Source organism: Streptomyces sp. McG3, assembly GCF_018619185.1.
Classification (GTDB): domain Bacteria; phylum Actinomycetota; class Actinomycetes; order Streptomycetales; family Streptomycetaceae; genus Streptomyces.
This window is the reverse complement of record NZ_JAAXYC010000047.1, coordinates 14,523-37,345: the sequence shown is the minus strand read 5'-3', so window position 1 is coordinate 37,345 and position 22,823 is coordinate 14,523. Positions and strand designations below refer to the sequence as shown.

Genomic DNA, 22,823 nt, shown 5'->3' with positions numbered 1-22,823 from the left:
GCAAGAAGCCGAGCCCCTCCCCCACCGACGCCTCCGCGCGCAGCGAGGTGCTGGCCCTGGTCAACCAGGAGCGCGCCAAGGTCGGCTGCTCCCCGCTGTCCACCAGCGCCCCGCTGACCTCGCTCGCCCAGAACTTCAGCGAGGACATGGCGGCCCGCGGCTTCTTCGACCACACGGACCCGGACGGCGACACCCCCTGGGACCGGGCCGCACAGGCCGGCGTGCAGGGGCTCGGCGCGGAGAACATCGCCCGCGGCCAGGCCGACGCGCAGGCCGTGATGGAGGGCTGGATGAACAGCGAAGGCCACCGGGCGAACATTCTCAACTGCGACTACAAGACCATCGGCATCGGCGTCCACGAGGGCTCCGGCGGCCCCTGGTGGGTCCAGAACTTCGGCTTCTGACCCCGGAGCACGCTTCGCCCCCACGTTCCGCGCGCTACGCGGAACGTGGGGGCTGCCTGCGTCTGAAGCTGGTCAGCAGCTGACCAGGCCCAGGAACGTGTTGAACGGGGCGGCCGGCTTGACCCACTGGGTCACTTCCTGACCCGGCTGCAGGGCCTGACACTCGGGCTGCGGCCCCGACGGGGACGTCACCTGGAAGGTCGCCTTCACCCGCTGTGCGTTCCCGCAGTCATTGGTGATCTCGACGCCCATGTGGCCGAACACCTCGGGTATCACCACTGTTTTGACGCAACTCGGCACAGCGACCGCCGCGGCGGACGCCGAGGCAGGAGAAAGGGCCGCCAGAGTCATGCCGCTCACGGCAACCGCCATGGCCACAGCGGCCTTCCGCTTGACCTTCGCCAACACCATGTGATGCCTCCTTGTCGGAAGACACCAGTCAACGGCGCGGCCCCCTGCCGGAGAAGGCCACATCGAAAACCTCTACCCGGCCTACGGGCGGGCCTGCCCGCTTTCTCCCGCACAGCGCTCCCTCGGGGTGAGCACGGTGCGGGAGTAAGCTTTTGCCATGGCCAGTGATACGGACCGTCTCGCGTTCGACGTCTTCTCCCGTCAGTGCCCCTCGCGCACGACGCTGGAGCACGCCACCGGGCGCTGGGGCAGCCTGACACTGGGCGCCCTGTACGAGGGAAGCCTCCGGTTCAACGAGTTGCGCCGCCGGGTCGACGGGGTCAGCGAGAAGATGCTCGCCCAGACCCTGCACGCGCTGGAGCGGGACGGGCTCGTCCTGCGGGAGGCCCAGCCGGTCAACCCGCCCCGGGTGGACTACGAGCTCACCCCGTTCGGCCGCGAGGTCACGGAGAAGCTCCTCGGGCTGATCCGGTTCGTCGAGGGGCGGATGGACGACGTGCTGGCCGCCCGTACGCGTTACGACGAGGCGCGCGGCGGGCGCTGACAGCGCGGGCAGTAGTAGCTGGAGCGGTTCATCCAGGCGCGGCGGCGCATCGGGGTGCCGCACCGGTGGCAGGGCTCGCCCTCCCGGCCGTACGCGTCGAGCGACCGGTCGAAGTAGCCGGACTCGCCGTTCACGTTGACGTACAGGCTGTCGAAGCTGGTGCCGCCCTGGGCGAGTGCCGCGTTCATGACGTCGCGGGCGTGGCCGAGCAGCTCGGCGGACTTGGGTCGGGGCAGGGTCGCGGTCGGCCGGTCGTAGTGCAGCTTGGCGCGCCAGAGCGCCTCGTCCGCGTAGATGTTGCCGACCCCGCTGATCAGCGACTGGTCGAGCAGGGCGCGCTTGACCGTCGTACGGCGCAACCGCAGCGCGGTGTGGAACGCGGCGTCGTCGAAGAGCGGGTCGAGGGGGTCCCGGGCGATGTGCGCGATCGTGTCCGGCAGGCCGTCGGGGGTGTTGTCGTGCAGCGAGAGCCCGCCGAAGGTGCGCTGGTCGACGAAGCGCAGCTCGGTGCCGAGCGCGTCGTCGAACCGCATCCGGATCCGCAGGTGCTTCTCATCGGGCGCGTCCGCCGGCTGCACCAGCAGTTGTCCGCTCATGCCGAGGTGTCCCAGCAGCGAGGCGGCGGCGTCGTCGATCGGCACCCAGAGGTACTTGCCGCGGCGCATCGCCGCCCCGAAGCGGACTCCGCGCAGCCGGGCGGCGAAGTCGACGCCGCCCGCGAGGTGCCGGCGGACCGCGCGCGGGTGCAGGACCTCGACCTCGCTGACGGTGCGGCCGCTGACCCAGCGCTCAAGGCCCCGGCGGACGACTTCGACCTCGGGCAGCTCAGGCACGATGCACTACTCCAGACACGACGACGGCAGTACGGGAGCGGTTCTTCCGGAGGAACCGCTCCCGGGGACAGGGAAACCCCCCGGTGCGCGTGGCACCGGGGGGTTCCCGTTTCGCTTCAGGCCGGAGCGGCGTCCGTGTTCGGCGACGGATCGGCAGGGGTGTCGGCGGCCCCTCCGTCGGCCGCGGACTTCTCCGCGGCCTGCCGTGCCTCCGCGGCGGCGCTGATCTCACGCCAGGCGGACTCGGCCGCCTGCTGCTCCGCTTCCTTCTTGCTACGGCCGGTGCCGGTGCCGTACGAGACACCACCGACGCGAGCGGCAGCAGTGAAGGTCTTCTCGTGATCCGGACCGGTCTCCGTGACGAGGTACTCGGGGACTCCGAGGCTCTCGCTCGCGGTGAGCTCCTGGAGGCTGGTCTTCCAGTCCAGGCCGGCACCGAGGTTCGAGGACCTGTCGATCAGCGGGTCGAAGAGCCGGTGGACCAGCTCCGAGGCCGCGCTGAGGCCCTGGTCGAGATAGACCGCGCCGATCACTGCTTCCAGTGTGTCGGCGAGGATGGAAGCCTTGTCCCGGCCCCCCGTACCCTCTTCACCGCGGCCGAGCCGGATGAAGGAGCCGAGTTCGAGGCCGCGGCCCACTTCCGCAAGTGCACGCGAGTTGACCACCGCGGCCCGCAACTTGGCCAGCTGGCCTTCGGGCAGGTCGGGGTGGGTGCGGTACAGCGTGTCCGTGACCACCAGGCCGAGCACCGAATCCCCGAGGAATTCGAGCCGCTCGTTGGTGGGCAGACCGCCGTTCTCGTATGCGTACGAACGGTGGGTCAGCGCACGCACCAGAAGGGCGGACTCGAGGTGATACCCGAGCCGCCCTTCCAGAAGCGTGTGGGACGAGGCTGTGTTGACGTTGTCTGCCTGCTTCTTGGCGCTGGACAACTCAGACATCGGGCCTCTCACCAGCCGCTCAGACCTCGAGGACCTGGCGCTTGTTGTAGGTGCCGCAGCTCGGGCACGCAATGTGCTGGAGCTTGGGCTCCTGGCAACGCTCGCACGAAACCAGGGTGGGGACCGCAGCCTTCCACTGCGACCGGCGGTGGCGCGTGTTGCTGCGCGACATCTTCCGCTTCGGAACAGCCACGGCTACTTCTCCTGCTTCTCGTCGACGCCAGGTTCGGCGCCGCCCATGTTGTCCTTCTCGCCGTCCTGAACGGTCTCGGCGAGTCCTTGCAGTGCCGCCCAACGAATGTCGAGGGCGTCGTGGTGGTGGTCCGGATTCTCGTCCAGCCTGATTCCGCATTCGGAACACAGACCGGCGCAGGTCTCCTTGCACACCGGCTGCATGGGCAGTGCGAGCACTACCGCGTCACGCAGCATTGACTCGAGGTCGAACAAGCCGTCCTCGAGGAAGAACCTGTCCTCGTCGTCCTCGGCGTCGTCGGCCGGTTCCGCCGCACTGCTGCGGCCCCGGTCATCGGCGTCAGGGTACGAGAACATTTCCTGGAAGTCCGCGTCGACCTCTACGGTCAGCGGCTCCAGACACCTTACGCACTCCCCCTCGGCGGTTGCACGGGCGGTGCCTGTGACAAGCACCCCTTCCATGACCGATTCGAGGCGGAGGTCCAGCTCCACGGGTGCGCCTTCCGGCACGCCGATGACGCCGTCGATGCCCAGGACCGGTGAACCGGGTGCGTCCACCGTGCGGGTCAGCCGCTTCAGGGCACCGGGACGCCGACCCAGCTCGTGCGTATCGAACACGAGAGGATTGCGGTGGTCGAGGTGGCCGTTCAGGGCTTTTCCTGCTTTCGAAATCATGGGTGTCGTCCTGCGAAGGGAGGGCCGTCTACGGTCCGGGGACGAACCGTCTCCGTTCCGTGGACGAAACGGGCAGCCGAGATCGCGGACCTATGTGCGACCGAGGATTCAGGATACTGGACGGACCGCTCAGCACCCAATCGGGTCGGCCCGCCCGGGATCAGCGGCCCTGCTCGTACCGGCGCAGCTGTTCCAGGTCGATCATGCTGGTGTCGAAGAGGCTGGTCTCGTCCAGCGCGCCCCCGTCCTGCTGGCCGGCCGCCTGGGGCTGCTGGGGCTGCTGCTGCCAGCCGTAGTCCGGCTGGGTCCCCGGCTGGGGCGGGTACCCGTTCGGGTCGTAGCCCCCCTGCTGCTGGTACGCCGCGTACGGATCGGGCTGCTGCTGGTAGCCGTACGCGTCCTGGACGCCCTGCTGGACCGGCTGCTGCGGCTGCTCCTGATAGCCGTACGCCGCCTGCGCGTAGCTCGGCTCGCCCAGCGGCGGCGCGGGGTACTGGGGCTGCTGGGAAGGCTGGGGCGCCTGCCGCGGTTCCGGGGCGAGCTCGGCGAGGCCGGCCAGGTAGTCGGCGTCGCTGGTGTGCCCCTGGCCGCCTGCGGCGTCCTGGGCGGCCATGTGCGCACCGAGGTCGTCGCTGGCTACCCGGCCGTGCAGCTTCTGGCGGCCCCGGCCGACCGCCTCCAGGGTCTTCGCGAGCACGGCCTCGAAGGCACCGAACTTGGCGTCGACATAGGCGTCGGCCCGCTGCCGCAGGGTCTCCGGGTCGGCGCTGCGCTCGGGGGCCTCGGCGAAGTCGGGGTCCTGATAGCCCTGCTCGTCCAGACCCTGACCGCGGCCGAGGAGCTTCTCGCGGCCCCGGTCCACGGAACCGATGGTCTTGGTGAGGACGACCTCGAAGTTGGCGAGCTTGCTGTCGACGTAGTCGTCGGCCTCGGCCCGGACCTCCTCGGCATCGCGGCGGGCCTCGGACAGGATCCGGTCGGCCTCGCTCTGCGACTGGCGGGCGATCTCGGTCTCGGAGATCAGCGAGGCGCGCTGGGCGTGGGCGGACTCGATGATCCGCTCGGCCTCCTGCCGGGCCTGCACGGCGAGCTGCTCATGGCCGCCGATCAGCTCCTGCGCCTGGGCGAGGGAGCCGGGCAGGGCCTGCCGCACCTCTTCGAGCATGGCGAGCAGCTCGGCGCGGTTGACCACGCACGAGGCCGACATGGGCATGGATCGGGCGCTCCCGACCGCTTCGACGATCTCGTCGAGCTTCTTCTGCACGTCCACCGTGTGCTCGCCACTCTCTGCTGCTCTGTTGAAGCTGCTGCTCCGTTGGAGACGGACGGGACGACTGTAAGGCCAGTCGGCCGCCGCCCGACACCTGGTGACGGGCCGTCAGCGGCTCAGCGCTCACCCAGCCGCTTCACCAGCGCCTCGTGCACGGTCGGCGGCAACAGGTGGGAGACATCGCCGCCCCAGGTCGCCACCTCCTTGACCAGCGAGGACGACAGGAAGCTGTACGTCGGATTGGTCGGCACGAAGAGCGTCTCGACGCCGGAGAGGCCGTTGTTCATCTGGGCCATCTGCAGCTCGTAGTCGAAGTCGCTGACGGCCCGCAGGCCCTTCACGATCGCCGGGATCTCCCGCTGCTTGCAGAAGTCGACCAGCAGGCCGTGGAAGGACTCCACCTCGACGTTGCCGAAGCCGGCGGTGACCTCGCGGATCAGCTCGATCCGCTCGTCCACGGTGAACAGCCCCTTCTTGGACTGGTTGATCATCACCGCCACGTGCACCACGTCGTACAGCTTCGAGGCTCGGCCAATGATGTCGAGATGTCCGTTGGTGATGGGGTCGAACGACCCCGGACAGACGGCGCGGCGCACTGTGACTCCCTCGCTCTCCGGTCCGGTCATCGTGCGTCTTCGCACGTAGCGGCGGCGCGACCGTACCAAAGCGTTCCCTCGCCGTAGCGACGGGACCGCAGTGGCTCGAATCCGGCGGGCCAGCCGAATTCTCCGCCCCGGGTGCTGCGTTCCACCGTGACGAGCACATCGTCGCTGAGCCACCCCTGGGCACGGAGTGTGAGCAGGATCTCGCGAAGATCGTCGTCGGTGACGGCGTACGGCGGGTCCAGGAACACGATGTCGTACGGGTCGGCGGGCGCCGGTCCTGTCACGATCTGCTCGGCTTTGCCGGTGCGGACTTCGGCGCCGGGGAGACCGAGGGTGCGGACGTTGTCGCGGACGGTGCGGACGGCCTTCGCGTCGGCCTCGACGAGCAGGGCGTGGACCGCGCCCCGGGAGAGCGCTTCGAGGCCGACGGCGCCGGATCCGGCGTACAGATCGGCGACCCTGACCCCCTCCAGGGTGCCGAGCAGCGCTTCCCAGGTGGAGAAGAGGCCCTCGCGCGCACGGTCGGAGGTGGGGCGGGTGCCGGTGCCGGGCGGTACGGCCAGGCGGCGTCCGCCGGCCGAGCCGGCGATCACGCGGGTCATGGGTGTGGGGTCCTCGGGGTCGGGGGCGTGCGGAGGGGCTCGCGCTGCGCGCGTGCCGTGCGTCCACGATATGGCGTGCGGCCCGCACCAGCAGGACAGCCCCGGGCTCACCCCTTGTCGAGATACTCCTCGCGGTCCTTGTCCAGCAGGGCGGCCAGCACCGTGCGCAGCTCCGGCAGGTGTTCCAGCCCGGGGTCGGCGGCGACGATCGCGACGGCCTCCTCGCGGGCTGCGGCGATCACCTCCTCGTCGTCGATGACGGTGAGCATCCGCAGCGACGAGCGCACTCCGGACTGGGCCTGGCCCAGCACATCGCCCTCGCGGCGCTGCTCCAGGTCGATGCGGGAGAGCTCGAAGCCGTCGAGGGTGGCGGCGACGGCGGAGAGCCGGGCGCGGGCGGGGCTCGCCTCGTGGGCCTCGCTGACCAGCAGGCAGAGCCCGGGGGCGGAGCCACGGCCGACGCGGCCGCGGAGCTGGTGGAGCTGGGAGACGCCGAAGCGGTCGGCGTCCATGATCACCATGGCGGTGGCGTTGGGGACGTTGACCCCGACCTCGATGACGGTGGTGGCGACCAGGACGTCGACGTCCCCGGCGGCGAACCGGCGCATGACGTCGTCCTTCTCGTCGGGGTGCATCCTGCCGTGCAGCACCTCGACGCCCAGTCCGGCCAGCGCGCCCTTGCGCAGCTCGTCGGCGATCTCCAGCACGGCGAGCGGCGGGCGCTTGTCGCCGTCCTCCTCGGGAGCCGCCTTCTTGGCCTTCGCCTTCTTCGCGCCCTTCCCCTCGGCCTCCTCCGCGTCGTCGCCGATGCGGGGGCAGACCACGTACGCCTGGTGGCCGTTCTCCGCCTCCTCGCGGACGCGTTCCCAGGCGCGGGCGAGGAAGTGGGGCTTGTCCTTGGCGGGGACGACATGGCTGGCGATCGGGGAGCGGCCGGCCGGGAGCTGGTCCAGGACGGAGGTCTCCAGGTCGCCGAAGACGGTCATCGCGACCGTACGGGGGATGGGGGTGGCGGTCATGACCAGGAGGTGGGGCGGCTGCTTCCCCTTGGAGCGCAGGGCGTCGCGCTGTTCCACGCCGAAGCGGTGCTGTTCGTCCACGACGACCAGGCCCAGGTCGTGGAACTGGACCTTGTCCTCGATGAGGGCGTGGGTGCCGATGACGATCCCCGCCTCGCCGGTGACCAGGTCGAGCAGGGCCTGGCGGCGGGCGGCCATGCCCATGGAGCCGGTGAGCAGGACGACCTTGGTCCCCCGGTCCGAGCCCCCGAGCATGCCGCCCTCGGCCAGCTCCCCCATCATCTCGGTGATCGAGCGGTGGTGCTGCTGGGCGAGGACCTCGGTGGGGGCGAGCATCGCGGCCTGGCCGCCGGCGTCGACCACGGTGAGCATGGCGCGCAGGGCCACCATGGTCTTCCCGGAGCCGACCTCGCCCTGGAGGAGGCGGTGCATGGGGTGCTCGGTGGCCAGGTCGTCGAAGATCTCCTTGCTGACCTTCTCCTGGCCCTCGGTGAGGGTGAAGGGCAGCTTGGCGTCGAAGGCGTCCAGCAGGCCGTCCGCGACGGGGCGGCGGGCGACGGCGGGCAGTTGGGTGTCGGCGTACCGGCGGCGGGCCAGGGCGACCTGGAGGACGAACGCCTCGTCCCACTTGAGCCGGGCCCTGGCGTCCTCGACGTCCGCCTTCGTCTGCGGGCGGTGCGCCTTCAGCAGCGCCTCGGGCAGCGAGGTGAAGCCCCGGCCCTCGCGCAGGGAGGGCGGCAGCGGGTCCACCGCGTCCCGCGCGCTGGGCAGCACGGCGTCGACGGCCTTGGCGATCCGCCAGGAGTCGAGCTGCTTGCAGGCGGGGTAGATCGGCAGCAGCCGTCCGGCGAAGGCGTCCACGGCCTCGGTCGCCTCGTCGGCGTCGGAGGCGTCGAGCAGTTGGTACGTGGGGTGGGCCAGCTGCATCTTGCGGTTGAAGACGGAGACCTTGCCCGCGAACATCGCCCGGCGGCCCGGGAGCAGCTCCTTGTGCGGCTTGTGGACGCCGTGGCCGAAGAAGACCAGCTGGAGGCGGCCGCTGCCGTCGGTCAGGGTGACCTCCAGGCGTTTGCCCCGGCCGTTGTTGAACATCAGGATCCGGGCGTCGGCGACCTGGGCGACGACCGTGACGTGCTCGTCCAACGGGAGGTCGGCGAGCGCGGTCAGCTTGCCGCGCTCCTCGTACCGCCGCGGGTAGTGGTGCAGCAGATCACCGACCGTGTGCAGGTCGAGGTGTTCGGCCATCACCTTCGCGGTGGCTCCGCCGAGCAGCTTCAGAAGAGGTTCATCGAACGAGGACACGCGATCCATTGCACACCACGGCACTGACAGCTGTCCGGCGGGCACGGCGGTGGGTCCGCTACTCGACGCCGATCAGCAGGGGGGCGCGCTGGTGCCCGCCCCGGTAGACCACGGTGTCCACGGCGAGGTAGCCCTCGCGCACGTGTTCCTCCAGCACGTCGGCCAGCGAGTCGGGGACGTCCTCGCCGAGGACGAGGGTGACCAGCTCGCCGCCCGCCGCCAGCATCCGGTCGAGGACGGTGCGGGCGGTGGCCGGGACGTCGGCGCCGATCACGGCCACGTCGCCGTCGATCAGGCCGAGGATGTCCCCGGCCTGGCAGATCCCGGCCATGGTCCACGACTGGCGCTCCGCGACGGCCAGTTCGGCGTAGCGGGTGGCGCCGGCGGCCGCTGTCATGGCGACCACGTCCTCGTCGAAGCCCCGGTCGGGCTCGTGGACGGCGAGGGCGGCGATGCCCTGGACGGCGGCCCGGGTGGGGACGAGGGCGACCCGGACCCCCTCGGTCCTGGCCTGTTCGGCGGCCGCGGCGGCGGTGTGGCGCAGGGCGGCGTCGTTGGGCAGCAGCACCACCTCGCGGGCGTGGGCGCGGCGGATGGCGTCGACCAGTTCGCCGCTGGCGGGCGGTTCGCCCGGGCGGGCGATCACGGTGGTGGCGCCGGCCTCGGTGCAGAGCCCGGCCAGTCCGTCCCCGGGGACCACGACGACGACGGCGCGCTGGGTGGGTTCGGCCTGGACGCGGAGGTCGTGGCCGCTCTCGGTGGCGAAGTGGGTGATCCGGATGCGGTACGGCCGCCCGGCCTCGACGCCCGCCTCCACGGCGGCCCCGGCGTCGTCGACGTGGACGTGGACGTGCCAGAGCCCGTCGCCGCCCACCACGACCAGGGAGTCGCCGAGGGCGTCGAGCCGGGTGCGCAGCCGGGCCACCTGCTCGTCACGGGCCTCCAGGAGGTAGATCACCTCGAACGCGGGCCCGGCGCCCCCGTCCTCGGGGCAGTCCAGCGGCCCCGCCCCCTCCGGGGTGCCGCCCACCGGCAGGCCCACCACGGAGCCGCCGTCCACGGGCGCGGGCGTCCTCCCGGGCCCGGTGCGGGGACCCCGTACCGGGGCCTGCCCGGTCACGGTCTCCACCAGTGCGCCGAGGACCGCGACCAGTCCCCGGCCCCCGGCGTCGACCACGCCCGCCCGGCCGAGGACGGCGAGCTGATCGGGCGTCCTCGCGAGGGCCGCGAGTGCTCCGGCGTACGCGGCGTGCACGACGGTGCGCAGGTCGGATTCCCCGCCCGCGGCGGACTCGCCCGCGGCGGCCTCTGCGGCAGCGGCGGCGACGGTGAGCACGGTGCCCTCGACGGGGTGGGCGACGGCCCGGCGGGCGGCGTCGGCGGCCCGGGTGAGGGCGAGGCGCAGGTGAGCCGCGTCGCCGCCGTCGGCCAGCACCCCGGCCATGCCGCGCAGCAGCTGGGCCAGGATCGTGCCGGAGTTCCCGCGGGCGCCGATCAGGGCGCCGTGCGCCATGGCGCGTACGGCGTCGGCGGTGGCGGGCGCGGTGGCCCCGGTCTCGTGCGCGGCGAACACCGCTTCGACGGCCGCGGCGGCGGACTCGACGGTCAGATAGAGGTTGGTGCCGGTGTCCCCGTCGGCGATGGGGTAGACGTTGATCGCGTCGATCTCCGCGCGCTCCCGGCCAAGGGCCTCCAGGGCCAGTGAGCACCACGTGCGCACCGCGACGGCGTTCAGATCGTCGGGGAGCTGCGGCACCGATGGTCCTCCTCGATCGGCCGTGGCGACGGACTGCACCGCAGGTTAGCCCGCCTGCCGGGGTTCCGGTCCGGACAGGGGGCGGGCGGGGCGGGGGCCGACCCGTGGTAGTTTCGTATCTCCGAAGCAGGCGTTGTATGCTGCTCCGGTTGCCCGATGAGAGTCGGGCCATTCCTCCGGTACCGCCACTTCAGTCAAATGATTCCGGCGCGCCGGATTTCACTGTAAGTGCATCTGAAGTCTTTGGAGTGACCCGTGGCTGCCAACTGCGACGTTTGCGGCAAGGGGCCGAGCTTCGGCAACAGCATTTCGCACTCGCACCGCCGTACGTCCCGTCGCTGGAATCCCAACATCCAGCGCGTGCGTGCCGTGGTCGGTCGGACGCCGAAGCGGCTCAACGTCTGCACCTCGTGCATCAAGGCCGGCAAGGTCGCGCGCTGACGTCCCCGTCGTAGCGCAGCCTGCCGGTTGCCCAAAAAGCCGGTCCATCTCGGTGGACCGGCTTTTTGCTGTGCCCGGGTGGTGATCAGACGGCCGGGCCGGTGCCGGGTGAGCGGGCCGGACGGGTCTCCCAGCCGTGGTCGACGGGGCCGATGCCGCCGCCGAGCGGGAAGCCGGCCTCGATCGCGCCGGTCACGTACGTCTTCGCGTCCCGTACCGCCGTGGGCACGTCCTTCCCGAGTGCGAGCCCGGAGGCGATGGCCGAGGCCAGGGTGCAGCCGGTGCCGTGGGTGTGACGGTTGTCGTACCGGGGAGCGCGCAGCCAGTGTTCCGCGCTCCCGTCGGTGAGCAGGTCCACCGCCTCACCGGGCAGGTGGCCGCCCTTGATCACGACCCAGCGCGGCCCGAAGGAGAGGATCTCCTCGGCGGCCCGGCGCATTCCGCTCTCGTCGGTGACCGTGACCCCGGTGAGCTGGGCCACTTCGTCGAGGTTCGGGGTGGCGACGGTGGCGACGGGCAGCAGCTTCGTCCGTACGGAGTCGAGGGCCTCGGCGGCGAGCAGCGCGTCGCCGTGCTTGGAGACGCCGACCGGGTCGACGACGACGGGGGCGTCGGTTCCGGCGAGGAGTTCGGCGACGGTCTCCACGAGGACGGCGGAGGCGAGCATTCCGGTCTTCACGGCCTGGACCCCGATGTCGTCGACGACACTGCGGTACTGGGCGCGTACGGCCTCCACCGGAAGCTCCCACGCGCCCTGGACGCCGAGGGAGTTCTGTGCGGTGACAGCGGTGAGCACGCTCATGCCGTGCACACCGAGCGCGAGCATCGTCTTCAGATCGGCCTGGATCCCCGCACCGCCGCCGGAGTCTGATCCGGCGACGGTGAGCACGCGGGGCGGTACAGCGGTACGTATGGGCATACGCAGCAATCTAATGGTCACCGGGGCGGGTGGGTGTCCTCGATGGAGCCGAAGTGGTCCCAGCCGCCCTTGCTGGTCCAGGGCGCGCCGTCGACGGTGACCTGGGGCAGGGCGGAGGGGTTGAGGACCTCGCCGATCACCTTCCAGCGGGCGGGCAGCTTCACGTCCGGAGGGAAGGTCGCCACGATCGCGTGGTCCTCTCCCCCGGTCAGCACCCACTGGAGCGGATCGACGCCGACGGCCTGGCCGATGTCGGACATCTGCGAGGGGATGTCGATGAGGCCGGAGCGCAGGTCGATGCGGACCTTGCTGGACTCCGCGATGTGCCCGAGGTCCGCGACGAGGCCGTCGCTGACGTCGGTCATCGCGGTGGCGCCGAGCCCGGCCGCCGCGGGGCCCGCGTGGTACGGCGGTTCGGGACGGCGGTGGGCCTCGACGAAGGCGCGGGGCGAGCGGAAGCCGCGGGAGAGCACGGCGTATCCGGCGGCGGACCAGCCGAGCCAGCCGGTGACCGCGACGACGTCACCGGGGCGGGCCCCGGCCCGGGTGACCGGTTCATGGTTGCGCAGGTCGCCGAGGGCGGTGATCGCGACGGTGATCGTGTCACCGCCGACCACATCGCCGCCGACCACGGCGGCGCCCGCCACCTGGCACTCGTCGCGCAGTCCGTCCATCAGTTCGGCGGCCCAGGTGACGGGGAGGTCGGCGGGGACGACGAGGCCGAGGAGCAGCGCGGTGGGCACGGCGCCCATGGCCGCGATGTCGGCGAGGTTCTGTGCGGCGGCCTTGCGGCCGACGTCGTACGCCGTCGACCAGTCACGCCGGAAGTGCCGGCCTTCCAGCAGGATGTCCGTACTGGCCACGACCCTGCGGTCGGGGGCGGCCACGACCGCGGCGTCGTCGCCGGGCCCCAGCCGTACCGCCGGAGTGGTGGTGAGCCGGGACGTGAGCTCTCTGATGAGCCCGAACTCCCCCAACTCGCCCACGGTTCCCTTCACCGAGTCTCACCTCTCCTTTATCGCCCCGGACACCCGTCCGGGCCCCCGGTCGCGAGCCGTCTGTGCTGTCGGTACCGTCAAGAGATACGTCAACTTCTGCGCTCTGTCCGCCACGCTGTGGACGTCATCCGGCCCGTAGGTCTCCCCGTGGCCCGCGGCAACGCGATAACGTGGCGTCCCTTTCCCCCACATGATCCTCGTGGCCGCCCTGGAGGTTCCGTGGTACAGGCGTACATCCTCATCCAGACCGAAGTGGGCAAGGCGTCGATCGTCGCCGAGACCATTTCCAAGATCCCGGGAGTCATCCAGGCAGAGGACGTCACCGGTCCGTACGACGTGATCGTGCGGGCCCAAGCAGACACGGTCGATGAACTCGGCCGCATGGTGGTCGCCAAGGTGCAGCAGGTGGACGGCATCACACGAACCCTGACCTGCCCGGTCGTCCACCTCTGACCCCCGTCTAGGCTGGGCCGGTGACGTCATCCGCCCGCCGTTCCCCCCGCTCGGTATTCCTCGGTCCGTCCGCTGCCGTGCTCGTGCTGGCCGCGGCGGGCTGTTCCCTCAGCGACGCGCAGCCCTCGATCACGGTTCCCACACCGTCCCCGGAGGCCGCAGCGTACTGCGAGGCCCTGCACGAGGCACTGCCGGAGACCGTCCTCGAACTGGAACGCGGCGACCCCTCCCCGGATTCGGAGCTGACCGCCGGCTGGGGGGACGGGGCGATCGTACTGCGCTGCGGGGTCCCCCGGCCCGCCAAGATGGACGACCCCCAGTCACAGGGCGTCGAGGCGGACGGGGTGCAGTGGATGCTGGAGGAGCCCGAGGACTCCGGTCCGCGGTTCACCACCACGTACCGCAAGGCGTACGTCGAGGTCACGCTGGACTCGACGTACGCCCACGACATCACGCCGCTGGCCTCGTTCGCCGGCCCGGTCGCGAAGACGGTACCGAGCAAGTTCTGAAGGCCGGCCGCCGGCTTCGTCAGCGCAGTCCGGTGGAGCGGCTCAACGCGGCCTGGATCAGCCGGTCGACCAGCTCCGGGTAGCTGACGCCGCTCTCCTGCCACATGCGCGGGTACATGGAGATCGGGGTGAAGCCCGGCAGGGTGTTGATCTCGTTGATGACGAAGGAGCCGTCCTCGGTGAGGAAGAAGTCGGCGCGCACCAGGCCCTCGCAGGAGACGGCGTCGAAGGCGGCGACGGCGAGCCGCTGGACCTCGGCGGTCTGCTCCTCGGTGAGCGGTGCGGGCACGAGCCCGGCGGCCGAGTCGATGTACTTGGCCTCGAAGTCGTAGAAGTCGTGCGCGGTGACCGGCGGGATCTCGGCGGGCACGCTGGCGCGCGGGCCGTCCTCGAACTCCAGCACGCCGCACTCGATCTCGCGGCCGCGCAGCAGCGACTCGACGAGGAACTTCGGGTCGTGGCGGCGGGCCTCCTCGATCGCCTCGTCGAGTCCTTCGACGGAGTCGACCTTGGTGATGCCCATCGAGGAGCCGCCGCGGGCGGGCTTGATGAAGAGCGGCCAGCCGTGCTGGCCGGCGAAGTCCACGATCCGCCTGCGGGCGGCCGCGGGGTCGTTGTCCCACTCGCGGGGGCGAACGACCTCGTACGGTCCGACCGGCAGCCCGAAGGAGAGGAAGACGCGCTTCATGTACTCCTTGTCCTGGCCGACGGCGGAGGCGAGGACACCAGCGCCGACGTAGGGCACACCGGAGAGTTCGAGGAGTCCCTGGAGAGTGCCGTCCTCCCCGTACGGGCCGTGCAGCACGGGGAAGACGACGTCGACCTCGCCCAGCGCCTTGGGCACCGAGCCGGGTTCGCTGTAGAGGACCTCACGGCTGCCGGGGTCCACGGAGAGCACGACGCTGCCCTCGGCGGACTCGGTGAGCCGGTCCACGTCGGGGACCTTGCGGTCGGTGATGGCCATGCGTTCGGGCTCGTCGGCGGTGAGCGCCCAGCGGCCGTCCGTCGTGATGCCGATCGGCAGGACGTCGTACTTGGTCCGGTCGATGGCCCTCATGACGGCGCCGGCCGTGACGACCGAGATGCCGTGTTCGGAGCTGCGGCCGCCGAACACGACAGCCACGCGGGGCTTGCGGCGCTGCGGCACAGGGCTCTCGGCGCGCTCAGGGCTCTGGGGGAGGTTCTCGCTGCTCATATCGCGATGAGCGTACCTGCTGGTAAGGGAGACGTCAGCGTCGCTCGGCCTTGGCGCTCCGCGACATCAGCTCCTTGACGGCGACGACCGGGGACTTGCCCTCGTGGACGATCGAGACGACGGTCTCGGTGATGGGCATGTCGACCCCGTGCCTGCGGGCCAGATCGAGGACGGATTCGCAGGACTTGACGCCCTCGGCGGTCTGCTTGGTGACGGCGATCGTCTCCTGGAGCGTCATGCCGCGGCCGAGGTTGGTGCCGAAGGTGTGGTTGCGCGAGAGCGGCGAGGAGCAGGTGGCCACCAGATCGCCCAGGCCCGCGAGTCCGGAGAACGTCAACGGGTCCGCGCCCATGGCCAGACCCAGTCGGGTGGTCTCGGCGAGGCCCCGGGTGATGAGGGAGCCCTTGGTGTTGTCGCCGAGGCCCATGCCGTCCGCGATGCCGACGGCGAGGCCGATGACGTTCTTCACGGCGCCGCCGAGCTCGCAGCCGACCACGTCGGTGTTGGTGTACGGCCGGAAGTACGAGGTGTGGCAGGCGGCCTGGAGGCGCTGGGCCACGGACTCGTCGGCGCAGGCGACGACGGCCGCCGCGGGGCGCCGCTCGGCGATCTCCTTGGCCAGGTTGGGTCCCGACACGACGGCGATGCGGTCGGCGGAGACCTTCGTGACGTCCGCGATCACCTCGCTCATCAGCTCCGCGGTGCCCAGCTCGACGCCCTTCATCAGGGAGACCAGGACGGTGTCCGGCTCCAGGTGCGGGGCCCAGTCGGCGAGGTTGGCCCGCAGCGTCTGGGAGGGCACGACGAGGAACGCGAACTCCGCCCCGCGCAGGGCCTCGGCGGCGTCCGTGGTGGCGTGGATGGAGTCGGGGAGCGCGATGCCCGGGAGGTAGTCCGGGTTGGTACGGGTGGTGTTGATGGTCTCGGCGACCTCGGCGCGGCGGCCCCAGAGGGTGACCTCGCAGCCCGCGTCGGCGAGGATCACGGCGAAGGCCGTACCCCATGAGCCGGTTCCGAAGACGGCTGCTTTTACGGGGTGCGTCACGTGGGTCCCTTTCCCTGAGCCCTGCGCCGTTGCTCAGCACGGGCTTTGCGGTGATCGTAGAGCTCGGCGGGCGCTTTCTCGCCGCGCAGGTCCTCCAGCTCGCGGGTGACCGCCGCCATGATGACCTCGGTCGCCTCGCGGAGCACCTCGGGGGTCGGCTCCAGGCCGTGGAAGCGGCTGAGGTCGATGGGCGGTCCGGCCTGCACCTGGAGCGTCTTGCGGGGGAACAGCCGGAACTTGTTCTCCTTGGCGTACGGCGGCATCGCGAGGTTGGCGCCCCACTGGGCGACGGGGATGACGGGCGCCTTCGTCATCAGGGCGACCCGGGCGGCCCCGGTCTTGCCTGCCATCGGCCACATGTCGGGGTCCCGGGTGAGGGTGCCCTCGGGGTAGAAGGCGACGCACTCGCCGCGCTCGATGGCGTCCACGGCGGCCCGGAAGGCGTCCAGGGCGTTGGTGGTCTCGCGGTAGACGGGGATCTGGCCGGTGCCGCGCAGCATCATCCCGACGAACGGGGTGCGGAAGAGTCCTGCCTTCGCCAGGAGCCGCGGCACCCGCCCGGTGTTGTACTGGAAGTGGCCGTAGGAGAGCGGGTCCAGATAGGAGTTGTGATTGACGGCGGTGATGAATCCGCCGTCGGCCGGAATGTGTTCCATCCCCCGCCAGTCGCGCTTGAACAGAACCACCAATGGCGGCTTGGCGATGACCGCCGCCAGGCGGTACCAAAAGCCGATTCTGCGGCGGGACACTCGGACACCTTCCTTAAGGAATTTCGACCTGCAGCCTGGCTACTGACGGTCAAGTCTCGCCCCAGGCCCCTGCTCTGTCGAGAACACCGTACGCCTCACGTTCGGTAGCGGACCTCCAGGTTGTCGTACCGGCAGGCGAGAATAAGTGCTGACGCGTACGGAGGGGGAGATCGCCACGAACACCGATCCGGCTGGGCCCTGGTCCCTGGTCGTTCCACTGAAGCCGCTCGCACGGGCCAAGAGCCGCCTGGGGCAAGCGGCGGGCGAGGATGCGCGGCCCCGGCTGGCCCTGGCGTTCGCCCAGGACACGGTGGCCGCGGCGCTGGCCTGTTCCCTGGTGCGGGATGTGGTGGTCGTCACGGACGATGCCGTGGCCGCGGCGGCTCTTTCCGCGCTCGGCGCGCGGATCGTGCCGGACGCTCCGGCGGCCGGGCTCAACGCCGCACTCGCGCACGGCGCACGCTCCGTGCGGGCCCTGCGGCCCGCCGCCGCGGTGGCCGCGCTCAACGCGGATCTGCCGGCACTGCGCACCGACGAATTGGCGCGGGTGCTCGATTTTGCTTCCGCTTTTCCCAGCACTTTTCTCCGGGACGCGGCAGGAATCGGAACGACATTTCTGGCCGCCGCGGGCGGTGCGGAATTCCGTCCGGCATTCGGTGGTCCGTCCGGGGCCCGGCACCTGGCGTCGGGGGCGGTGGAAATAGCGCTGTCCGGCGTCGACTCGGTGCGCCGGGACGTGGATACGGGCGAGGATCTGCGGGTCGCCCTGACCCTGGGGGTGGGGTCGCACACGGCGCGGGTCGCGGCCGCGACCGCGCCGTCCCGTGACCGATAGGCTGCCGCCCATGCAGGCGACCTCGTACACGTACGACCCCGAGACCCGCGGCGGCAGCGTGCTGCTGGACGACGGCACCCCGGTGGACTTCGACGCCCCGGCCTTCGACGCGGGCGGTCTGCTGCTGCTGCGTCCGGGGCAGCGGGTGCGGATCGAGGGCGAGGGTGAGGGAGCGGACCTGCGGATCACCCTGGTGACGCTGCAGACGTTCTGACTCCGCCCCGACCGGATCGGGACCGCTGGGCCGAACGGGGCCCGGAAAGCCCGCGGGCCGGGCTCCCCCGGAGGGGAGCCCGGCCCGGCGCGTTGTGACGATCGAGCGGGTGCCCGGTCTCACTTCTTGCGTGCGGTGACCTTCTTGGCCGTGGTCTTGCGCGCCGTGGTCTTCTTCGCGGGCGCCTTCTTCGCCGTGGTCTTCTTGGCGGGCGCGGTCTTGCTGGCGACGGTCTTCTTGACGGCCGTCGCGGTCTTCTTGGCCGGGGTCGCCTTCTTCGCGGCCGCGGACGCCTTCTTCGCCGTCGCGGTGGTCTTCTTCGCGGTGACCTTCTTGGCTGCGGCGGTGGTCTTCTTCGCCGGAGTCGCCTTCTTGGCGGTGGTCTTCTTCGCGGTGGCCTTCTTGGCGGCCGACTTCTTGGCTGCGGCGGCCTTCACCGTCGTACGGGCGGCGGAGGAGCCGCCCGAGAGGCTGCCCTTGGGGGCCTTCTTGACGGCCACGTCGTTCTTGGGGAGCTTCTTCGAGCCGCTCACCAGGTCCTTGAAACCCTGGCCCGCGCGGAAGCGGGGCACCGAGGTCTTCTTGACCCGGACGCGCTCACCCGTCTGCGGGTTGCGGGCGTACCGGGCGGGGCGGTCGACCTTCTCGAACGAGCCGAAGCCGGTGACCGAGACACGGTCCCCGGCGACAACGGCACGGACGATCGCGTCGAGTACCGCGTCGACAGCGTCTGCGGCCTGCTGACGGCCGCCGACCTTGTCGGCAATCGCTTCTACGAGCTGCGCCTTGTTCACGTCTTCCCCTTCGGAGACATTGCCAGAACGAAAGTGTTCAAGCTTTTTCGCACGTTAGGCAGATATATACCGCAAATCAAACACGAAACGGGCTAATCACCCTAGTGCCGCAACGAAGTCGACCGATGCGCAGTTCCACGTGTCAGTCACCTTCGGGGAATCGGCCCTCATCGAGGTCCTTCATCATCCGGTCCAGACGCCTTGCCGCGTCCGGGAGATCGTGCTTCGCCGCGGCCGTGACGACCAGCAGCTTCCGGGTCAGCGCCATCCGTACGCTCTCCGGGACTTGCAGTGCACGCACCTTCGCGTGCGCTTCCTTCAATCGGTCGGCGACTTGGCCATAGAGCTTGAGTTGGCTGTCGCGTTCCATGCACCGATTGTGCCATCTGGGGCGAGTTGTCGCCCGACGGGGTCTCAACAAGCGACTGCGCCCCCTGCCGGGAGGCAGGGGGCGCAGTCCTGGAAAAGCGCTGCTCAGGCGGCAATGGTACGCGGCTTGAAGGCGGGCCTGACCGCCTCGTACGCGGCGATGTCCGCTTCGTTCTGAAGGGTGAGGCTGATGTCGTCGAGGCCGTTGAGCAGTCGCCAGCGGGCGTTCTCGTCGAGCTCGAAGTCGGCGGTGATGCCCTCGGCGCGGACCTGGCGCGCCTCCAGGTCGACGGTCACCTCGGCGGTCGGGTCGGCCTCCGTCAGCTCCCAGAGCGCGTCGACGACCTGCTGCTCCAGGACCACGGTGAGCAGCCCGTTCTTCAGCGAGTTGCCCCGGAAGATGTCGGCGAAGCGGGAGGAGACGACGGCCTTGAAGCCGTAGTTCTGCAGGGCCCAGACCGCGTGTTCGCGGGAGGAGCCCGTACCGAAGTCGGGACCGGCGACCAGGACCGAGGCGCCCTGGCGCTCGGGGCGGTTGAGGACGAAGTTCTCGTCCTTGCGCCAGGCTTCGAAGAGCCCGTCCTCGAACCCGTCGCGGGTGACCTTCTTCAGCCAGTGCGCGGGGATGATCTGGTCGGTGTCGACGTTGCTGCGGCGCAGCGGAACGGCCCGGCCGGTGTGCGTGGTGAATGCTTCCATGGCTATCGGACTCCGGCGGGGGTACGGGCGTCGGACAGGTCGGCGGGCGAGGCCAGATGGCCCAGCACCGCGGTGGCGGCGGCGACCTGGGGCGAGACCAGATGGGTGCGGCCGCCCTTGCCCTGCCGGCCCTCGAAGTTACGGTTCGAGGTGGAGGCGGAGCGCTCGCCGGGGGCCAGCTGGTCGGGGTTCATGCCGAGGCACATCGAGCAACCCGCGTGCCGCCATTCGGCGCCGGCCTCGGTGAAGACCTTGTCCAAGCCCTCGGAGACGGCCTGGAGCGCGACCCGGACCGAGCCGGGGACGACCAGCATCCGTACCCCTGTCGCGACTTTGCGGCCGTCCAGGATCGACGCCGCGTTACGCAGGTCCTCGATGCGGCCGTTGGTGCACGAACCTACGAAGACGGTGTCGACGTTGATGTCACGCAGCGGCTGCCCGGCGGTCAACCCCATGTACTCCAGGGCCTTTTCGGCGGCGAAGCGCTCCGAGGCGTCCTCGTACGAAGCCGGGTCGGGGACGTTGGCCGACAGGGGCGCGCCCTGGCCGGGGTTGGTGCCCCAGGTGACGAACGGGGCCAGTACGGTGGCGTCGATGACGACCTCGGCGTCGAACACCGCGTCGTCGTCGGAGCGCAGGGTCTTCCAGTACGCGACGGCGGCGTCCCAGTCCTCGCCCTCGGGGGCGTGGTCGCGGCCCTTGAGGTAGTCGAAGGTGGTGGCGTCCGGGGCGATCATGCCCGCGCGGGCGCCGGCCTCGATCGACATGTTGCAGATGGTCATCCGGGCCTCCATCGAGAGCTTCTCGATGGCGGAGCCGCGGTATTCGAGGATGTAGCCCTGGCCGCCGCCGGTGCCGATCCGGGCGATGATCGCCAGGATCAGGTCCTTCGCGGTGACCTCGTCGGGCAGTTCGCCCTCGACCGTGATGGCCATGGTCTTCGGGCGGGCCAACGGCAGCGTCTGGGTGGCGAGGACGTGCTCCACCTGGCTGGTGCCGATGCCGAACGCCAGCGCGCCGAACGCGCCGTGCGTGGAGGTGTGGGAGTCGCCGCAGACCACGGTGGTGCCGGGCTGGGTCAGCCCCAGCTGCGGGCCGACCACGTGCACCACGCCCTGCTCGACGTCGCCCAGCGGGTGCAGCCGGACGCCGAAGTCCGCGCAGTTCTTGCGCAGGGTCTCCAGCTGGGCGCGGGAGACCGGGTCGGCGATCGGCTTGTCGATGTCGAGGGTCGGGGTGTTGTGGTCCTCGGTGGCGATGGTGAGGTCGAGGCGTCGTACCGGACGTCCGGCCTGGCGCAGCCCGTCGAAGGCCTGCGGGCTGGTCACCTCGTGCAGCAGGTGCAGATCGATGAAGAGAAGGTCGGGCTCGCCCTCCGCGCGCCGGACGACATGGTCGTCCCAGACCTTTTCCGCGAGTGTCCTACCCATCGCTTTCCCTCCGGCCGGCGTCTTCGCCGGCCCAACTAGAGATCGGTGTGCCTCCGTCCGGACCCCCGTGCGGGGCGGTGGCTACGAGCCGTTGTGCGGCCGCCCCTACAGGTTCGCAACTTCCGCCGGAAATTGAACTTGCGTTTCACAGAGTGAGACGGGAGTATCGTCGTATGGACAACTCTAGCGGCGTCGGCGTTCTCGACAAGGCAGCTCTGGTATTGAGCGCCCTGGAGTCCGGTCCGGCCACCCTCGCCGGGCTGGTCGCGGCGACCGGGCTCGCACGGCCCACGGCCCATCGACTGGCCGTGGCACTGGAACACCACCGGATGGTGGCGAGGGATATGCAGGGCCGGTTCATTCTCGGCCCCCGGCTGTCGGAACTGGCAGCCGCGGCGGGCGAGGACCGCCTGCTGGCCACGGCCGGACCGGTGCTCACCCACCTGCGCGACATCACCGGCGAGAGCGCGCAGCTCTACCGCCGGCAGGGCGACATGCGCATCTGCGTGGCGGCGGCGGAACGGCTGTCCGGGCTCCGGGACACGGTGCCGGTCGGCTCGACCCTCACGATGAAGGCGGGTTCCTCCGCCCAGATCCTGATGGCCTGGGAGGAGCCGGAGCGCCTGCACCGGGGGCTCCAGGGCGCCAGGTTCACGGCGACGGCGCTCTCCGGCGTACGGCGGCGGGGCTGGGCCCAGTCGATCGGCGAGCGGGAGCCGGGCGTCGCCTCGGTCTCGGCCCCGGTGCGCGGCCCGTCGAACCGGGTGGTCGCCGCGGTCTCGGTCTCCGGGCCGATCGAGCGGCTGACCCGCCACCCGGGCCGGATGCACGCCCAGGCGGTCATCGACTCGGCGGCACGGCTGAGCGAGGCTCTTCGCCGCACGGGCTGACGCCGCACACCACTTCCTCGTGACCGAACATCCCGAAGGCCGCCCCAGTGTCGTGGCGGCCCTTTTTCCTTTTCCGGGCTCCCCCGCAGGGCGCAACCACGGTGCCGAACGCGGGACTTGGCCCGGACGCGCCCGGCTCCGGACAAGCGGGAAGGCCCCCCACCGAGGTGAAGGGCCTTCCCGTACTGCTCTGTTGTACCCCCGACCGGATTCGAACCGGCGCTACTGCCGTGAGAGGGCAGCGTGCTAGGCCGCTACACAACGGGGGCGCGTTTACTGCTGACTTGCGCTGGGCTACCAGGACTCGAACCTAGAATGACGGTACCAGAAACCGTAGTGTTGCCAATTACACCATAGCCCATGGTGTGACAAGTACCCCCGACCGGATTCGAACCGGCGCTACTGCCGTGAGAGGGCAGCGTGCTAGGCCGCTACACAACGGGGGCCCTAGCGATCCTGCATCGAGAGCGATGGGTGCGACCCATGATGTTCTCGCGGGAAGGATCTGTACCCCCGACCGGATTCGAACCGGCGCTACTGCCGTGAGAGGGCAGCGTGCTAGGCCGCTACACAACGGGGGCTTGTCCTGCTGATCTTGCTCGTACTGCTGGGTCTTGCGCTGGGCTACCAGGACTCGAACCTAGAATGACGGTACCAGAAACCGTAGTGTTGCCAATTACACCATAGCCCACTGAAACGCAACCCCTGGTGGGGATTTCGTCTCTGTCT

27 protein-coding genes and 5 tRNA genes are annotated in these 22,823 nt (G+C 70.5%); 8 read left to right on the top strand and 24 right to left on the bottom strand.

From position 1 onward, the window contains the following. Positions 1 to 404 (top strand): CAP domain-containing protein (locus HET64_RS11115; RefSeq protein WP_215104323.1); only part of this gene is annotated, 404 nt, incomplete at its 5' end. A gap of 72 nt (positions 405 to 476) precedes the next feature. Here HET64_RS11115 and HET64_RS11110 read toward each other — a convergent pair. Next, complete coding sequence (locus HET64_RS11110) at positions 477 to 815, bottom strand: hypothetical protein (protein WP_215104321.1); 339 nt, start codon at positions 813 to 815, stop codon at positions 477 to 479. 157 nt (positions 816 to 972) lie between these two features. On the opposite strand from HET64_RS11110, the gene HET64_RS11105 reads away from it, so the two are divergent. Then, positions 973 to 1,359, top strand: coding sequence for a helix-turn-helix domain-containing protein (locus tag HET64_RS11105; RefSeq protein ID WP_215104318.1), 387 nt, complete (start codon positions 973 to 975; stop codon positions 1,357 to 1,359). Here HET64_RS11105 and mutM read toward each other — a convergent pair. The 9 genes from mutM to HET64_RS11060 all read right to left on the bottom strand — a co-directional run bounded on the left by mutM (position 1,332) and on the right by HET64_RS11060 (position 10,554). After that, positions 1,332 to 2,192: a bifunctional DNA-formamidopyrimidine glycosylase/DNA-(apurinic or apyrimidinic site) lyase gene (mutM, locus tag HET64_RS11100; RefSeq protein WP_215104316.1), complete on the bottom strand. Its 861-nt coding sequence runs from the start codon at positions 2,190 to 2,192 to the stop codon at positions 1,332 to 1,334. The genes HET64_RS11105 and mutM overlap by 28 nt on opposite strands. A 116-nt stretch (positions 2,193 to 2,308) precedes the next feature. Continuing rightward, entirely contained in the window at positions 2,309 to 3,133 is an 825-nt protein-coding gene (gene rnc, locus HET64_RS11095; protein WP_003965979.1) for a ribonuclease III, read from the bottom strand. Positions 3,134 to 3,152: 19 nt separating this feature from the next. Beyond that, a complete protein-coding gene (gene rpmF / locus HET64_RS11090; protein WP_003965982.1) occupies positions 3,153 to 3,326 on the bottom strand; it encodes a 50S ribosomal protein L32 in 174 nt (57 codons plus the stop codon). 2 nt (positions 3,327 to 3,328) lie between these two features. Continuing rightward, on the bottom strand, positions 3,329 to 4,000 hold the full coding sequence (locus HET64_RS11085) for a DUF177 domain-containing protein (RefSeq protein WP_050358610.1): 672 nt from the start codon (positions 3,998 to 4,000) through the stop codon (positions 3,329 to 3,331). A 160-nt stretch (positions 4,001 to 4,160) separates the two neighbouring features. Next, complete coding sequence (locus HET64_RS11080; RefSeq protein ID WP_215104314.1) at positions 4,161 to 5,270, bottom strand: ATP synthase F0 subunit B; 1,110 nt, start codon at positions 5,268 to 5,270, stop codon at positions 4,161 to 4,163. Positions 5,271 to 5,386: 116 nt separating this feature from the next. Further along, positions 5,387 to 5,866: a pantetheine-phosphate adenylyltransferase gene (coaD, locus tag HET64_RS11075; protein ID WP_215104325.1), complete on the bottom strand. Its 480-nt coding sequence runs from the start codon at positions 5,864 to 5,866 to the stop codon at positions 5,387 to 5,389. A gap of 26 nt (positions 5,867 to 5,892) precedes the next feature. After that, entirely contained in the window at positions 5,893 to 6,477 is a 585-nt protein-coding gene (gene rsmD, locus HET64_RS11070; RefSeq protein ID WP_215104312.1) for a 16S rRNA (guanine(966)-N(2))-methyltransferase RsmD, read from the bottom strand. Positions 6,478 to 6,584: 107 nt separating this feature from the next. Continuing rightward, a complete protein-coding gene (gene recG / locus HET64_RS11065; protein ID WP_215104310.1) occupies positions 6,585 to 8,807 on the bottom strand; it encodes an ATP-dependent DNA helicase RecG in 2,223 nt (740 codons plus the stop codon). A 49-nt stretch (positions 8,808 to 8,856) separates the two neighbouring features. Beyond that, positions 8,857 to 10,554, bottom strand: coding sequence for a DAK2 domain-containing protein (locus HET64_RS11060; protein ID WP_215104308.1), 1,698 nt, complete (start codon positions 10,552 to 10,554; stop codon positions 8,857 to 8,859). A gap of 255 nt (positions 10,555 to 10,809) precedes the next feature. Between HET64_RS11060 and rpmB the strand changes: the two genes are divergently transcribed. Further along, positions 10,810 to 10,995: a 50S ribosomal protein L28 gene (gene rpmB / locus HET64_RS11055; protein WP_003965989.1), complete on the top strand. Its 186-nt coding sequence runs from the start codon at positions 10,810 to 10,812 to the stop codon at positions 10,993 to 10,995. An 85-nt stretch (positions 10,996 to 11,080) separates the two neighbouring features. On the opposite strand, the gene thiD is transcribed toward rpmB, so the two are convergent. Then, complete coding sequence (thiD, locus tag HET64_RS11050) at positions 11,081 to 11,914, bottom strand: bifunctional hydroxymethylpyrimidine kinase/phosphomethylpyrimidine kinase (RefSeq protein WP_215104306.1); 834 nt, start codon at positions 11,912 to 11,914, stop codon at positions 11,081 to 11,083. Between the two features lie 17 nt (positions 11,915 to 11,931). After that, the gene (locus HET64_RS11045) at positions 11,932 to 12,912 is read right to left on the bottom strand and encodes a thiamine-phosphate kinase (protein WP_215104304.1); all 981 of its coding nucleotides are present in this window, start codon (positions 12,910 to 12,912) and stop codon (positions 11,932 to 11,934) included. A gap of 219 nt (positions 12,913 to 13,131) precedes the next feature. Between HET64_RS11045 and HET64_RS11040 the strand changes: the two genes are divergently transcribed. Beyond that, complete coding sequence (locus HET64_RS11040; protein ID WP_006127869.1) at positions 13,132 to 13,365, top strand: Lrp/AsnC family transcriptional regulator; 234 nt, start codon at positions 13,132 to 13,134, stop codon at positions 13,363 to 13,365. Between the two features lie 20 nt (positions 13,366 to 13,385). Continuing rightward, the gene (locus tag HET64_RS11035; RefSeq protein WP_215104302.1) at positions 13,386 to 13,874 is read left to right on the top strand and encodes a DUF3515 domain-containing protein; all 489 of its coding nucleotides are present in this window, start codon (positions 13,386 to 13,388) and stop codon (positions 13,872 to 13,874) included. Between the two features lie 19 nt (positions 13,875 to 13,893). Here the strand turns inward: HET64_RS11035 and HET64_RS11030 are convergent, their stop codons facing one another. From HET64_RS11030 to HET64_RS11020, 3 genes are read right to left on the bottom strand one after another with little or no spacing between them, the layout of a single operon-like run. After that, positions 13,894 to 15,069, bottom strand: a complete 1,176-nt coding sequence (locus HET64_RS11030) for a D-alanine--D-alanine ligase family protein (protein ID WP_215104300.1) — start codon at positions 15,067 to 15,069, stop codon at positions 13,894 to 13,896. Positions 15,070 to 15,103: 34 nt separating this feature from the next. Further along, positions 15,104 to 16,114: an NAD(P)H-dependent glycerol-3-phosphate dehydrogenase gene (locus tag HET64_RS11025; RefSeq protein ID WP_215104298.1), complete on the bottom strand. Its 1,011-nt coding sequence runs from the start codon at positions 16,112 to 16,114 to the stop codon at positions 15,104 to 15,106. Next, positions 16,111 to 16,863, bottom strand: coding sequence for a 1-acyl-sn-glycerol-3-phosphate acyltransferase (locus HET64_RS11020; protein WP_215104296.1), 753 nt, complete (start codon positions 16,861 to 16,863; stop codon positions 16,111 to 16,113). Before HET64_RS11020 ends, HET64_RS11025 begins: the two co-directional genes overlap by 4 nt. Before the next feature lie 148 nt (positions 16,864 to 17,011). On the opposite strand from HET64_RS11020, the gene cofC reads away from it, so the two are divergent. Next, the gene (gene cofC / locus HET64_RS11015; protein ID WP_251145136.1) at positions 17,012 to 17,698 is read left to right on the top strand and encodes a 2-phospho-L-lactate guanylyltransferase; all 687 of its coding nucleotides are present in this window, start codon (positions 17,012 to 17,014) and stop codon (positions 17,696 to 17,698) included. Between the two features lie 10 nt (positions 17,699 to 17,708). Next, positions 17,709 to 17,912 carry a hypothetical protein gene (locus HET64_RS38970; protein ID WP_251145132.1) on the top strand — a complete coding sequence of 68 codons (204 nt, stop codon included), beginning with the start codon at positions 17,709 to 17,711 and terminating at the stop codon, positions 17,910 to 17,912. A gap of 119 nt (positions 17,913 to 18,031) precedes the next feature. On the opposite strand, the gene HET64_RS11010 is transcribed toward HET64_RS38970, so the two are convergent. The 4 genes from HET64_RS11010 to leuC all read right to left on the bottom strand — a co-directional run bounded on the left by HET64_RS11010 (position 18,032) and on the right by leuC (position 21,204). Further along, complete coding sequence (locus HET64_RS11010; protein ID WP_215104294.1) at positions 18,032 to 18,706, bottom strand: HU family DNA-binding protein; 675 nt, start codon at positions 18,704 to 18,706, stop codon at positions 18,032 to 18,034. A gap of 142 nt (positions 18,707 to 18,848) precedes the next feature. Then, positions 18,849 to 19,076 carry a hypothetical protein gene (locus HET64_RS11005; protein ID WP_026291031.1) on the bottom strand — a complete coding sequence of 76 codons (228 nt, stop codon included), beginning with the start codon at positions 19,074 to 19,076 and terminating at the stop codon, positions 18,849 to 18,851. Between the two features lie 104 nt (positions 19,077 to 19,180). Further along, the gene (gene leuD, locus HET64_RS11000; RefSeq protein WP_215104292.1) at positions 19,181 to 19,774 is read right to left on the bottom strand and encodes a 3-isopropylmalate dehydratase small subunit; all 594 of its coding nucleotides are present in this window, start codon (positions 19,772 to 19,774) and stop codon (positions 19,181 to 19,183) included. Between the two features lie 2 nt (positions 19,775 to 19,776). Next, a complete protein-coding gene (gene leuC / locus HET64_RS10995; protein ID WP_215104289.1) occupies positions 19,777 to 21,204 on the bottom strand; it encodes a 3-isopropylmalate dehydratase large subunit in 1,428 nt (475 codons plus the stop codon). A 173-nt stretch (positions 21,205 to 21,377) separates the two neighbouring features. Here leuC and ndgR point away from each other — a divergent pair, with 173 nt between their 5' ends. After that, positions 21,378 to 22,094 carry an IclR family transcriptional regulator NdgR gene (gene ndgR, locus HET64_RS10990; protein WP_003966003.1) on the top strand — a complete coding sequence of 239 codons (717 nt, stop codon included), beginning with the start codon at positions 21,378 to 21,380 and terminating at the stop codon, positions 22,092 to 22,094. Between the two features lie 196 nt (positions 22,095 to 22,290). Here the strand turns inward: ndgR and HET64_RS10985 are convergent. From HET64_RS10985 to HET64_RS10965, 5 genes are all read right to left on the bottom strand, one after another. Further along, positions 22,291 to 22,363: transfer RNA gene (locus HET64_RS10985), tRNA-Glu, on the bottom strand. 20 nt (positions 22,364 to 22,383) lie between these two features. Further along, positions 22,384 to 22,455: transfer RNA gene (locus HET64_RS10980), tRNA-Gln, on the bottom strand. Positions 22,456 to 22,467: 12 nt separating this feature from the next. Then, positions 22,468 to 22,540, bottom strand: a tRNA-Glu gene (locus HET64_RS10975). Between the two features lie 62 nt (positions 22,541 to 22,602). Further along, a tRNA-Glu gene (locus HET64_RS10970) sits at positions 22,603 to 22,675 on the bottom strand. A 38-nt stretch (positions 22,676 to 22,713) separates the two neighbouring features. Then, positions 22,714 to 22,785 (bottom strand) — tRNA-Gln (locus HET64_RS10965). Positions 22,786 to 22,823 lie beyond the last annotated feature (38 nt).

What these genes read in the sequence shown, in the direction of transcription:
- HET64_RS11110 (WP_215104321.1), bottom strand. Translation starts at nt 815, where the DNA reads ATGGTGTTGGCGAAGGTCAAGCGGAAGGCCGCTGTGGCCATGGCGGTT.
- HET64_RS11105 (WP_215104318.1), top strand. Translation starts at nt 973, where the DNA reads ATGGCCAGTGATACGGACCGTCTCGCGTTCGACGTCTTCTCCCGTCAG.
- rnc (WP_003965979.1), bottom strand. Translation starts at nt 3,133, where the DNA reads ATGTCTGAGTTGTCCAGCGCCAAGAAGCAGGCAGACAACGTCAACACA.
- HET64_RS11085 (WP_050358610.1), bottom strand. Translation starts at nt 4,000, where the DNA reads ATGATTTCGAAAGCAGGAAAAGCCCTGAACGGCCACCTCGACCACCGC.
- rsmD (WP_215104312.1), bottom strand. Translation starts at nt 6,477, where the DNA reads ATGACCCGCGTGATCGCCGGCTCGGCCGGCGGACGCCGCCTGGCCGTA.
- recG (WP_215104310.1), bottom strand. Translation starts at nt 8,807, where the DNA reads ATGGATCGCGTGTCCTCGTTCGATGAACCTCTTCTGAAGCTGCTCGGC.
- thiD (WP_215104306.1), bottom strand. Translation starts at nt 11,914, where the DNA reads ATGCCCATACGTACCGCTGTACCGCCCCGCGTGCTCACCGTCGCCGGA.
- HET64_RS11030 (WP_215104300.1), bottom strand. Translation starts at nt 15,069, where the DNA reads ATGAGCAGCGAGAACCTCCCCCAGAGCCCTGAGCGCGCCGAGAGCCCT.
- HET64_RS38970 (WP_251145132.1), top strand. Translation starts at nt 17,709, where the DNA reads ATGCAGGCGACCTCGTACACGTACGACCCCGAGACCCGCGGCGGCAGC.
- HET64_RS11005 (WP_026291031.1), bottom strand. Translation starts at nt 19,076, where the DNA reads ATGGAACGCGACAGCCAACTCAAGCTCTATGGCCAAGTCGCCGACCGA.
- leuD (WP_215104292.1), bottom strand. Translation starts at nt 19,774, where the DNA reads ATGGAAGCATTCACCACGCACACCGGCCGGGCCGTTCCGCTGCGCCGC.
- leuC (WP_215104289.1), bottom strand. Translation starts at nt 21,204, where the DNA reads ATGGGTAGGACACTCGCGGAAAAGGTCTGGGACGACCATGTCGTCCGG.
- ndgR (WP_003966003.1), top strand. Translation starts at nt 21,378, where the DNA reads ATGGACAACTCTAGCGGCGTCGGCGTTCTCGACAAGGCAGCTCTGGTA.